The 12,346-nt window shown below is 36.0% G+C and carries 8 protein-coding genes; 3 read left to right on the top strand and 5 right to left on the bottom strand.

The features are described from left to right. Positions 1-9 precede the first annotated feature (9 nt). Genes AACZ49_RS09755 through AACZ49_RS09735 form a run of 5 tightly spaced genes read right to left on the bottom strand, consistent with a single transcriptional unit; the run spans position 10 to position 8,978 of the window. Positions 10-1,941 (bottom strand): UvrD-helicase domain-containing protein, encoded by a 1,932-nt coding sequence (locus tag AACZ49_RS09755; protein ID WP_291125245.1) that lies wholly within the window; start codon positions 1,939-1,941, stop codon positions 10-12. Then, complete coding sequence (locus AACZ49_RS09750) at positions 1,923-4,004, bottom strand: ATP-dependent endonuclease (protein ID WP_291125247.1); 2,082 nt, start codon at positions 4,002-4,004, stop codon at positions 1,923-1,925. The genes AACZ49_RS09755 and AACZ49_RS09750 overlap by 19 nt, the downstream gene beginning before the upstream one ends. A gap of 42 nt (positions 4,005-4,046) precedes the next feature. Continuing rightward, positions 4,047-5,684 (bottom strand): class I SAM-dependent methyltransferase, encoded by a 1,638-nt coding sequence (locus AACZ49_RS09745; protein ID WP_225603964.1) that lies wholly within the window; start codon positions 5,682-5,684, stop codon positions 4,047-4,049. Continuing rightward, positions 5,671-8,655, bottom strand: coding sequence for an Eco57I restriction-modification methylase domain-containing protein (locus AACZ49_RS09740; RefSeq protein ID WP_225603965.1), 2,985 nt, complete (start codon positions 8,653-8,655; stop codon positions 5,671-5,673). Before AACZ49_RS09740 ends, AACZ49_RS09745 begins: the two co-directional genes overlap by 14 nt. Continuing rightward, positions 8,652-8,978 carry a helix-turn-helix transcriptional regulator gene (locus tag AACZ49_RS09735; protein ID WP_201443582.1) on the bottom strand — a complete coding sequence of 109 codons (327 nt, stop codon included), beginning with the start codon at positions 8,976-8,978 and terminating at the stop codon, positions 8,652-8,654. The genes AACZ49_RS09740 and AACZ49_RS09735 overlap by 4 nt, the downstream gene beginning before the upstream one ends. A gap of 210 nt (positions 8,979-9,188) precedes the next feature. Between AACZ49_RS09735 and AACZ49_RS09730 the strand changes: the two genes are divergently transcribed. Genes AACZ49_RS09730 through AACZ49_RS09720 form a run of 3 tightly spaced genes read left to right on the top strand, consistent with a single transcriptional unit; the run spans position 9,189 to position 12,339 of the window. Continuing rightward, positions 9,189-9,494, top strand: coding sequence for a DUF4134 domain-containing protein (locus tag AACZ49_RS09730; RefSeq protein WP_034867769.1), 306 nt, complete (start codon positions 9,189-9,191; stop codon positions 9,492-9,494). A gap of 11 nt (positions 9,495-9,505) precedes the next feature. Continuing rightward, positions 9,506-9,838, top strand: a complete 333-nt coding sequence (locus AACZ49_RS09725) for a DUF4133 domain-containing protein (protein ID WP_225603966.1) — start codon at positions 9,506-9,508, stop codon at positions 9,836-9,838. Then, positions 9,835-12,339, top strand: a complete 2,505-nt coding sequence (locus AACZ49_RS09720) for a TraG family conjugative transposon ATPase (RefSeq protein WP_339654041.1) — start codon at positions 9,835-9,837, stop codon at positions 12,337-12,339. Before AACZ49_RS09725 ends, AACZ49_RS09720 begins: the two co-directional genes overlap by 4 nt. Positions 12,340-12,346: the final 7 nt, after the last annotated feature.

Below are 12,346 nucleotides of genomic sequence, written 5' to 3'. Positions count from 1 at the left end.
AGAATAAGGTTAACTAATATCAATTACATTGTCCTCTCCAAACCATACTTTGGCTTTCGCTATTACGTCTGCATCAGGATTGTGAAAAAAAACTGCTAAGTTCTCTTTTGCCCTTGTACAACAAACGTAAAATATTTTTTGAGTTCTATCCAATACACTTGCAGAACCTGTACCTAAGAATAGATTTCCAAAGTTATAATTGTTCCAACCACCATTATCAAGTATAACCAAAACATTATCAAATTCTGTTCCTTTGGTTTTGTGCTGTGTTGAAAATGGTGTTTGTCCTTCAAGGTATTCATATAGTTTTTGAAATTCACTAAACTTAACATCCTTCACTCGATTATACAAATACTCTTTGTTCTCTTTAAAGGCAATTAGCTTATCATCAATCAAACAAATTCTCTTTTCGTTAGCATCATTAATGACTTGTTCAATTGTATTATCTCCAACATTCACAAGGCTTTCAATATTTTCTTTTAAGGCTTTTTTGCTTGCGATACTTGTTATTTTAAAATGATAATCTGTGGCTCTTAAAAACTCATTGTACTTTTTATTTTGATACAGAGAAATATTATTCTGAATTTTAAATAAGTGTTTTACAAGATTATCTCTTTTTGAACCTTTCTTGTTTTCATCATCTTTGTCTTGCTTTTTATCATCAAGTAATTGGTCTTTGTCAACATACATTTTGGAAAATTCAGAGTATTTTAATGATTTCGCATAATTATACAATTCAGCATTACCATCAATAAAAACCTGCATTGTATTTGTAGGACGAACTGCGTTTAACTCTCTACCACTTTTTCCTTGCTGTAATGCTTCAATTACTTCTCCAAATGTATTTTCTGAAAAGTCAGCAGCAACATTGTTATCTTTAATATACTTCTTAATTCTATCTTTAAAACTTAATATGTGGTCTTTATCATAAATATCCATCAAATTTCTAAAACCCGCTTTACCTGCTATTAAATTATGAGTAAGATTAAGTTCTTTAGTTTCCTTTGAATTATTAAAATCCCAAGCATAATTAGCTTCTAAAAATGCCTCAACCTTATTGATGTATCCATCAGTGGAATGTAGAAATAAAACAGTTCCTTGCTTTATTACACCACCAACCATATTAGGGGCTTTCGGGTCGGCAGATGGTTCTTGAATTATGCCATCAGTACGAAGTTTGTTCGCCAAGTCAATTACAAGTTGCGGATTTCTTCTATTTTGTTTCTTTGGAATTTCGTTTACTTTTTCTGCATCATCTCCTTTATAATCGTCTAAGTTGCCAATGCCATCTTCATAAATTGATTGCATAGCATCTCCAAAAAAGCCTATGATATTCGTTCTTTTACTTTTCTTAAAATGTGTAAGAAATGTTTCTACAACAGCTTTACTTGTATCCTGGTATTCATCAATGAATATGAATTTATATTTATCTTTTACGATGCTGCTAAGCTTGGGATATTTTTCAAAAAGATAGTTGGCTACTATGAGTAATTCATCGTGAGATATAATTCCTTCACGTATTCTAACAAACTCTTTGTACTGTACACCATCAGGTAAAACAGCATAATAATTTTCCGGTACAGGATTGACTTCTTCAATGGAAATTCTGGTTACCTCCTCATTGTTTGCTAAGGCAATAAGTGCTTCTTTAAGCTCTTTTTGAAAATGTTTAATACTATCCCATAAGAAATCGTGTATCGTAGATACATTAAGATTTTTATGGTTTACCCTTTCTTCAATTTCTTTTACTGCTGCATTAGTATAAGTCATACAAGCAACCTTAGCCGTTGGATTTTCAGCTATTGCCTGCCTAATTACTTTTACCAAGGAGTAAGTCTTTCCACTGCCTGCACCCCCGCTTAATAAAAAGTTTCTGCCATTATCAATAGATTGAAAAACTTCCCGTACTTCTGGTTCTAAATTTAATCTTCCTTCAACCATAACAAACCATTTTTAATGTAAGCCGGAATATTCCAATTACTAAACTTTTCATTACTGTGGTATAAGATATCCAAGGCAAAATGAGTTTTCTTCTTAACACAATTCGCTGCTAAAACATAAGGACTTTTCGCATCATCATCAAAATCAGTAGCATTTTTTATCCCTTGGAAAGTATCTTTATTTTCTTTTACGAATGCTCTATTTAGGTGTATAAAGGCATCTTCAAAACTTCTTGCGTGATAGGTGCTTTCTTCCTGTTGGTAACATATACAAACTGTGGAACTCCCGACAATAATCGTTCTATTAGCAAGAGGTAAGGATTTTAAATCGTCCCAAGTTACAGCATTCAAGAAATGATTAATTGCTGAGTTACTTGTTTTAGTGCCTTCATTTACAGGACACGCTCCCCATTCGTCTTGCCCTTTTGCATTTTGACCTGTTACCTTTATAGCATCTATATCTGTTAATATCACTGATTTAATACCCAAGAAGTCAATAAATTTCTCAAAGATTTGAGAATATGCCCCAACTTCGATAATTGATATATTTTGTGATAGAAGCGGTAAGAAGGTATCTTCATTTCCTTCAGCTTCTAAACGTGAAGCCTCTTCCAAATCAACTTTTCGCATAAAAGTTGGTATCAAAATTCTTTCTGTATCTCCTTCAATAAGAACTGCTTTATCAGCAAAAAAGATTTCAGCTCTGCTAATCGTTAGATATTGTTTTAAGAATTGATACTGTTTTGGGTCAGCATCATATTGAGTTCTTAAATCTTTCAGATTTTTCGCAGTTACGTTATTCTTTGCTATTGCTTTCAAATATTTAATATCATCGAAATCGCTATCTGCGACAATGTGTGATGAATGCGTTGTGATTATGTACTGTAATGGTCTGTTTATACCATCATCTCTTTTGATGCCTTCTCCAAGCAGTTTTTTTATATTTTTTATAAAGACATATTGCATTTGGGGATGGGTATGAGCTTCCGGTTCTTCTATAATAAGCAAATTAATATCTGCGGGCTTTTTATCTTTATCTTTTTTGAAATCCTGTACCAAAATTTCAATTTCAAAAATCATACTTATTAGGTTCATATAACCCAAACCGTTATAATGCTCTGGTAACTTGTGGTCATCGTGAGTGTACACCACTGTAGTATTCCCTTCAAGCAATTCTCGGTGTTGCAGTGTTGAAATAATTGCTATATCAGTGTCATTCAGCTTAACGCCACCAAAATCCTGTACTTTTTTTATTACATCTTTAAATAAGTCTTTATAGATGTCGCTTAATGTACTGTCGGTTTCTGAAAGCTGGTCTTTAAAATCTTCTGTAGCTTGGGTCTTATCGCTACTATCTTCTTTCTTTTTATAAAGGCTTGAAGTTTGTTTTGAGAGCGTATTTTCCTTTTCCTTATTTGTCACATCCCTTCTTGCACTTATGTACTTGAAGCTGATGATGTCTTTTAAATTAATATTTTCACTAATAAGGTCAATAGGTTTAGTTTCGGTAATGTCGCTTGTAGCTGTATCATATTCGAAAGAGAATTTATGAATTTTAAAATAAGTTTCTAAGTTTTGCTTTAAAAAATCTCTTAGTTCCCTTGGCTTGTATTCTTTCTTCTTAACATTTTTGGCATTTTCACTGGCTGCGAAGACTGCATAGTCAGCTTTAATTTTTAAAAAATCATCATAGATTACAGTGTACTCAAAACCTAAAACAATATTATTATTATCAGGGTCTAAATCCATTAATACTCTGCTAACATTAGATAAGTCATCTGTATCGTTATATTCAATATAAATTTTCAGTTTAATGCCTTTGGGTAGGAATTCGTCGGGAACATCAGCCGACTTAATTAAATCTTCAAATTCGTTTTTAAAATCAATATTAAAGTCATCATAAGAAAATTTGCTTTTCTCATTTATAAATTTATCAAGAACTGACAGAATAGAAGTCTTTCCTGTATTGTTTTTCCCGATAACAAGAGAAAGTTCATTTTCAAGATCCATTGAGAAAGTCTTCAGTAATCGAAAATTTTCAACTTCTATTTTTTTTATCTTCATAATAGTGGTTATAGTATTTGATTAGTTTATATTCTCATCTCCTTACTCTGATGCTTGCCCTTTATTATTTTTTTTTCCTCTATTTAACCTACGTTTAGACAATTTTTTCCAAATACTATGAGCCAAATCAATTTCCTTTTGCGTCAAGCCGTAATGCTGTTTTAAGATTACTTCATTAGTTATTTTTAATACCTCTTCAATGTCTGTTTTGTCTCGGATTAATTCATCAATTCTTGACAACATTTCTGCATTGTCTTTATGATATGGAAGTAATATTTTCTCTGCTTCATTGGGCATTAATTCTAATACGCCTCCTCCGTGGCTTCGTCCTGAAACTTCTGTAAATGCTAATGAAAGCGAATTGTAATAACTTGCAGTCAATGCCTTAATATCGGTGTCAGGCTTTACAAAAACACGATGCATAGTATCAGTTGTGTAGGCTTCTGCTTCATTTATGATTAACCTTGGATAAAGGTTGTTTCGCCTGATAAACAAAGCATCGGAAATTTTTAAGGACGGCACTACAAACCAATTATTTCTAATCCCTGTTTTATAACCTTTATGGATATTCAAACTTTCTCCGTGAGCAATATATTTCACTGCTCCGTTGTTTTGGTCAAGGTTTTGCCTGTCAGGAAACGCTAACAAATGTGCTTTGGCTTTGGAAAATTTGTTCTTTTCCCAATCTTCTTTTGTGAAAATAACACTATTTACTTGCACACTTCTCCCCACCATCGGTTTGGCATAGTCGTAAAGATTATATTCTTCAACGGTAGTAAGCGGAACTGTAAAATAATTGTTTGCTCCTGTAGTAATACCGACTTCAACGTTTGCGTACTTTCCAAGTGTTGCAATGTTTCTTTTCTTCGCAATGGTTTCTAAAAAGTCAATTTCTTCCTGTTCTAAAAAATAGAAAGTCCATTTGTTGGATTTGAAATCAATTTTCTTTTGAGGACTTTTTAATCTTGCTGTGTCAAGCGTTTTTAATTCGTTTGCATCTTTTAATTCGATGTGTTCAATGTTGTGTTCCTGTGTTCCGTTCTTTTCGCAAAGCAATAAAACAACTTCTTGCTGAATATCAGGGAAAACTAATTTTTCAAAAGAAATGATATTGATTTTGTTGTAGAAATGAGCAAGGAATTTTCGCAATTGCAAAGCAAAGGAAACCTGTAAGATTTCTGCTGGTAAAACAAAGCCGATTTTTCCACCTTTGTCTTTCAACAAAAGGGATGAACCAACCACGAATGAAACCCAAGCGTTGGTCAATTTGGAATATTTTAATTCTGCTCTAACAAAAATATTTTCTGCTTCTGCTTGCTGATTTCTGTCGAAAAACTGAAAGCGGATATAAGGTGGATTACCCACCACTAAATCAAAACGCTTTTCTGTGTTATTGCAGTAGGTATGAAAATCATCATTGATTACCTGCTTGTTTTTAAGTTCAATTTTATCGGCTTTTTTTGCTTCTACTTCGTCAAACTCAATGGCTGTAATGGAATTGTATTTTGATTTTAAATTCTTTAATTGTTCCAAGAATACACCATCGCCACAACTCGGTTCAAGTATGTCAAAATTGTTACTACCATTAGTACCCCAACGCAAAATAAACTCCGCAATGGGTTCAGGTGTATAAAATCCACCCCTTAATTTTTCGGCTGTTGCGTTCTCAATTAGTTTCATACAAATCTTTGATTAAAGGGATTAATAAATCGTCATCGCCTAAATCATATAATTTGGCTAACAGCTTTTCTAAATTTGCTTTTTCTCTTGTAAATTGTCCCTGTAGTGGTGTCAAAGTCCTTTTGTTTCCTACATTCACGTCTATTTGGTCTTGTATGCGGATAAGTTCTTTTTGTGTTTCAACAATTTTGTCGTGAAGTGCTTTTTCTGTCGCATTCGCAAAGTCAATGATGCGAATAGGCAAATTGTTGAGGACTTTAGTGCCTCTTGCAAAATAACTTCCTCTAAATACTTCGCCTGTTAAGATTACAAACCACTCAACATATTTTGAGTTTAGTATTGCCTGAATGTAATATGTGGAATAATCGAAATTATCAGGCATTGTAATTGCACAGTAGCCTGCTGTTCCGCCCGATGTAAAAAGCGTTCCGTAATTATCTATTGCATATTTGTCGCCACTCGACAATACACCAAGTATTATCTTTTCTTTTTTATCCGAAATGCTTAGTCCTTGTTGTCTTCCGAAACGGTGCCATTCGTTTGCTGTTGTAGGTTCTGGTTTAATATCTCTTTTCGGATTGTTCAGATTTGCTTTATGTTTCTGTAAATAGCCAAAAGCAAGCGGATATTTCATTTGAATTTCTGTTAGTGGAATTACATCAATACCTTTTTTCGTGTTTTGGTAAGGATAAACAACTCTCGCATTTGGCTTGAAAGTTCTGTAGGTATATAGGTTGTCTTCTCCTGATGATGTTTGAAAATAAGGTTTGGTAATCGCCTTTTCAATTTTGTAATCAACTCCCTTTTTGGAAAAATAATAATGCTTCGCATCTTCTTTCGTTGGAATGAAGATGTAAATGTCATTAGCACTTGTTTGGATACCATTAAAAATATTTTCGCTACCAACTAAAGCAATCAGTTTGGAACTTTGGGCAATGATGTTGTTGTAAGCATTGGTTAATTCGGGTGGAACTAAAACCCAGACTTCATTGTCTAATTCTTCAGTTTTCTTAGAAGTATATTTTACAGCTTCTGGTTCACGAACTTTCCAGCTTTTCAGGCTTTTTACTTCTGCATATTGAAAAGTTTTTTGCGGTGTTTTGTTTAAAATCAGCAAACAAGTATAAGTTGTTTTGTCTGCAAAAACCTGATTAGCACCAAACGAAACGATTGAATGCAAATAACCTTTTGTTGAAAGCTCTTCTCTCAATTTTTTACCTGCACCAACTTTAGTAAACTTACTTGGAACAATATAACCTAAAACACCATCATTATTTAACAAGTTTATACCTTGTTCAAGGAACAAAAAGTATTTGTCAAACTGCTTGTAAGCAGACGTATAATTTGCTTTGTAAAGCGGTAATTCAAGCGGTGTAATATTTTTCATATCCTCCGACTTCATATAAGGCGGATTACCAATAATTACATCAAAACGAAGTTTTGAAAAATCAAACGGATTGATGATTGTTTGGTTTTTCTTTTCAACTTGTGTTGGATTTAATAAACTATTTCCGAAGAAAATATTAATTGATAAATCAGGTAAAACTGGTTTGCTTGTGTTGGTCGATGATGTATTTTCATCTTCCAATAATTTGAGTAATAAGCCAAATTTTGCAGCTTCTACTGCATTGTAATCCTTATCAACTCCGTAAACACAATTCAATAATAGTTCTCTCTTTATTTTGAAAGGAAGTTTGTAAGTGTTGATATTGGTTTGAATAAGTTTTGTTTTGTCTGCTTTTAAATAGTAGTCAATTAAAATATCATTCAACAACTGAAAAAGTTCCAATAAGAATGCACCTGAACCGCAAGCGATGTCTGCAAATTTCAGTTTCAGAATTTCTTTGTCGGTCTTGTCCTTACATTTTGGTAAAACCGTATTCCGCAAAATATCATTGATGATAAATGTTGGCGTAGTTACAATATCTCTATCCACATTTTCAGGCTTCTTTACCAATTCAACTATTCCGTTTTGTACAGTCAGTTTTTCAGATAAGAAAATCTCATAAATGCTACCTAAGATATCGGATGAAAATACACTAAATGAGTAAGGGCTTTCTGGATAATACAATTGCTTAATAATTGTCCAAAATGCAGAGCTAATATTTTCTACAATTTTATCTTTAAGTAACTGGTCAAATAATCCTGAATTATAGCGTTTGTCAGCTTGTTCAAATTTTTTGATTAATGCTTTAAAATCACTTGTGTTGGCAAAGGCTAAAAGCGTTTGATAATCTTCTAAATTTCTGTCTTCACAAACACGCAAGAACAAAATCCTATTCAAATAGCTTTGAACAATATCGTTTAATTCCTGCTCTTTTATTTTAGGGTCGTGTTTATATATCTCACTTCCTAATAACTTTCTCCATTCGTTAAATTGTTGTAGAAAAAGTGTATCAATTGAATATTGATTTAGTTTGTTTTCAATAGTTTGCCATTCGGTATCGAACGCACCTGAATACACAGCGTCCTTACCCAATAGCTTTTTGATTTCTTCAAACTTACTTTCATATTCGGTATAATGATATTTTTTGATTAATGCCTTATTGTAATTGTCGGTTTCATCGACTTTTACCGAAGTGTCGTAAATGATTAAGTATTCAAAGTTTGAAAGAACGGAAATTTTCAATTTGGCTGTAAAGCCGTACCGCCTTACTTGTTTAGCTGTGTCGTTACTTGCTTCAATTGCTACGCAAGGTTTTTTTGCTTCCAAAAAGAATTTTCTTTCAGAAAACAAGCGGAAAGTATAATCTGGTTTTTTTGAATGCTCGGAAACATTTGCTTTTAATGCTTCTTCTAAAATTACTTCTCTTTCGTTGGTTGATTTTCCTGAATTATTTTTAATATCCCAGCCCAACAACTCGAAAAATGGGTCTAAGAAATCACTGCGAAGCAGTGTTTCGTTATACTTGTTTGTTAAGTAATATTTTCTGTTAGCAGAATATTTTTCTATGAGTTGCTTTATTGTCATTTCTTCTTATTCTGTTTTATATATTTTGCTCTTTCCTCTGCCACTTTCAGTGCTTTCATACCCAAATCTTCATCTTGAATTTCATATAGAATTTTGTCGCTTAGGAATGAAACCATAAGTTCATCTGAGTTACAGTGATATATATCTGCAAGTTTCAGTATTATCTCCTTTGTTATTTTCCGTTCCCCTCGTTCCATTTTACTTAAAATAGCAACATCAATATCCAGTAAGGCTGCAACTTTCCGCAGAGGTAGTTCCCTTTCCTCTCGAATGTGTCTTAATTTTTCTCCTATTGTTTCTGTTGACATAACTTCCGTTGACATATTGTGTCAAATTTATGCAAATATTTCATAGCAATCCAAATTGTGGAAAAACTTTATTGCGAAGTAATTCGAATTAAACCAATAAAGCCACTCACAGCCAAACACTTCCTCTGACTGCCACTTTGTTAGACCGCCTCATTTTCTGAAACACCTTTGTCCCGAAAGACCGCAAGGTGCGGGATAACAGTAACAAATTAATGTGTTTCAATTATGAAAAAACAGAGAAAAAAAGTTTTGCTGGCAGCCGTGGCTATGCTGTCAGGAATTGGTGCGTTCGCACAGGGAAACGGTTCGGCAGGTATCAACGAGGCTACCCAAATGGTAACGTCTTATTTCGACCCCGCAACCCAATTAATTTACGCCATCGGTGCGGTGGTCGGGCTAATCGGAGGTGTTAAGGTGTACAACAAATTCAGTTCGGGCGACCCCGATACATCGAAAACTGCGGCTTCGTGGTTCGGTGCGTGTATCTTCTTAATCGTGGCAGCTACCATCCTGCGTTCATTCTTCCTTTAATCCTTTGCTTTATGAACAATTACAACATAAACAAAGGCATCGGAAGAACGGTGGAATTTAAAGGTTTGAAAGCGCAATACCTTTTCATCTTCGCTGGCGGACTACTCGGTACGCTCATCTTCGTGATGATACTGTATATGGCAGGCGTAAACTCTTACATCTGCCTGTTTCTCGGAGCAGGCGGTGCTTCACTCATTGTGTGGCAGACCTTTTCGCTGAACAGAAAATATGGCGAACACGGATTAATGAAGATAGCGGCTAATAAAAGGCATCCCCGCCATATTATCTGTCGCAAGCCTGTACACCGCTATTTAAAATTCACTCTTAAATCGAATGCCCTATGAGAAACGTTGCAAAGACAACAACGCTGGAAAACAAATTTCCTTTGTTGGCAGTAGAAAACAACTGCATCCTTTCCAAAGATGCAGACATTACCGCCTGCTTTGAAGTGCGTTTGCCGGAACTGTTTACCGTAGCTTCTGCGGAATATGAAGCTATTCACTCCGCCTGGCATAAGGCAATTAAGACGTTGCCGGATTTTACGGTCATCCACAAACAGGATTGGTACATCAAAGAAAGCTATGCACCCGATTTAGCAGAAGACAACCAAAGTTTTTTGGCAAAATCCTATCAACGCCATTTCAACGAGCGACCGTTCTTAAACCATTACTGCTACCTCTTTTTAACCAAGACAACCAAAGAGCGTATGCGTATGCAAAGTAATTTTTCATCACTTTGTAAAGGTTCGCTGATACCAAAGGAAATCAGGAACAAGGAAACGATACACCGCTTTATGGAAGCGGTGGCACAGTTTGAACGTATCGTAAACGATAGCGGTTTTATAACCCTGCAACGCCTTACCGAAGACGACATTATCGGAACGGGCGAAAAGCAGGGATTACTGGAACAATACCTTACGCTATCGAGGGATGCGGGAACACCGATGCAGGACATCGCACTCGGAACAGAAGAAGTCCGTATCGGGAACAAAAGGTTAAGCCTGCACACGCTTTCGGACACGGACGACCTACCCGGAACGGTATCGGCAGATACCCGTTTTGAAAAGCTATCTACCGACCGTAGCGACTGCCGTCTGTCATTCGCCGCACCTGTGGGCTTGTTGTTAAGCTGCAACCATATCTACAATCAGTATTTGTTTATAGACAACAGCGAAGACAACCTGCAAAAGTTTGAGAAGTCCGCAAGGAATATGCACTCACTGGCTCGTTACAGCCGTGCCAATCAAATCAACAAAGAGTGGATAGAAAAGTACCTGAACGAAGCACATTCGTTCGGTCTTTCTTCCGTAAGGGCACACTTCAACATTATGGCGTGGTCGGAAGACCCTGCGGAACTCAAACAGCTAAAGAACGATTGCGGTAGTGCGTTGGCATTGATGGAATGCAAGCCAAGACACAACACGACGGACGTGGCTACTTTGTATTGGGCAGGAATGCCCGGTAATGCAGGTGATTTTCCGAGTGAGGAAAGTTTTTATACGTTCATTGAGCCTGCGTTGTGCTTCTTCACGGAAGAAACCAACTACCACAATTCGCCCTCTCCGTTCGGTATCAAGATGGCTGACCGCCTGACGGGGAAACCTATCCATTTGGATATTTCCGACCTGCCTATGAAGCGTGGCATTATCACGAACCGGAACAAGTTTATACTTGGTCCGTCAGGTTCGGGAAAATCGTTCTTCACAAATCATATGGTAAGGCAATACTACGAACAGGGCGCACACGTACTGTTGGTAGATACGGGTAATTCTTATCAGGGCTTATGCGAACTCATCAAAGGAAAGACCAAAGGTGAAGACGGTGTTTACTTCACATACACCGAAGACAACCCAATTGCCTTTAACCCTTTCTATACCGATGACGGCGTTTTCGACATTGAAAAGAGAGAAAGTGTCAAGACTTTGATACTCACACTCTGGAAACGTGATGATGAACCGCCAACCCGTTCAGAAGAAGTGGCTTTATCCAATGCGGTAAGTGGATATATCGAAAGAATAAAATCGGAAGATGTTTACCCATCATTCAACGGCTTCTATGAGTATGTAAAAGGCGACTACCGCAAGGTATTGGAGGAAAAGCAGGTAAGGGAAAAGGACTTTGACATTGCCAATTTTCTCAACGTACTCGAACCTTACTACAAAGGTGGCGAGTATGATTATTTGCTGAACTCCGATAAGCAGTTAGACCTGCTTTCCAAACGTTTTATCGTGTTTGAAATTGATGCGATTAAAGACCACAAAATCCTCTTTCCCATAGTTACGATTATCATTATGGAGGTGTTCATCAACAAAATGCGCCGACTGAAAGGTATTCGCAAACTCATCCTGATTGAAGAAGCGTGGAAAGCGATTGCCAAAGAAGGAATGGCGGAATATATAAAATATTTATTTAAAACCGTCCGCAAATTCTTCGGAGAGGCGATTGTCGTTACGCAAGAGGTAGATGATATTATCCAGTCGCCCATTGTAAAAGAAAGTATCATCAACAATTCCGACTGTAAAATCCTCTTAGACCAGCGTAAGTATATGAATAAATTCGATGACATACAGGCAATGTTGGGGCTTACAGATAAGGAAAAAGGTCAGGTACTTTCTATCAATATGAACAACGATGCAAGCCGACTGTACAAAGAGGTTTGGATTGGCTTAGGTGGTACGAACTCGGCAGTCTATGCCACCGAAGTTAGTTTGGAGGAATACCTCGCATACACCACCGAAGAAACCGAAAAAATGGAGGTAATGCAATTAGCTTCCGAATTGGACGGTAACGTAGAACTCGCCATTAAGCATATCGCAATGCAAAGGCGTGACAAAGCAAATCAATAGTCATTAA

It is taken from the genome of uncultured Maribacter sp., from assembly GCF_963975365.1.
In the GTDB taxonomy this organism is placed as follows: domain Bacteria; phylum Bacteroidota; class Bacteroidia; order Flavobacteriales; family Flavobacteriaceae; genus Maribacter.
This window is presented reverse-complemented; position numbering and strand designations above follow the sequence as displayed.

Coding starts and splice junctions, on each gene's coding strand:
- AACZ49_RS09730 (WP_034867769.1), top strand. CDS start 9,189: ATGAAAAAACAGAGAAAAAAAGTTTTGCTGGCAGCCGTGGCTATGCTG.
- AACZ49_RS09735 (WP_201443582.1), bottom strand. CDS start 8,978: ATGTCAACGGAAGTTATGTCAACAGAAACAATAGGAGAAAAATTAAGA.
- AACZ49_RS09745 (WP_225603964.1), bottom strand. CDS start 5,684: ATGAAACTAATTGAGAACGCAACAGCCGAAAAATTAAGGGGTGGATTT.
- AACZ49_RS09725 (WP_225603966.1), top strand. CDS start 9,506: ATGAACAATTACAACATAAACAAAGGCATCGGAAGAACGGTGGAATTT.
- AACZ49_RS09740 (WP_225603965.1), bottom strand. CDS start 8,655: ATGACAATAAAGCAACTCATAGAAAAATATTCTGCTAACAGAAAATAT.
- AACZ49_RS09750 (WP_291125247.1), bottom strand. CDS start 4,004: ATGAAGATAAAAAAAATAGAAGTTGAAAATTTTCGATTACTGAAGACT.
- AACZ49_RS09755 (WP_291125245.1), bottom strand. CDS start 1,941: ATGGTTGAAGGAAGATTAAATTTAGAACCAGAAGTACGGGAAGTTTTT.
- AACZ49_RS09720 (WP_339654041.1), top strand. CDS start 9,835: ATGAGAAACGTTGCAAAGACAACAACGCTGGAAAACAAATTTCCTTTG.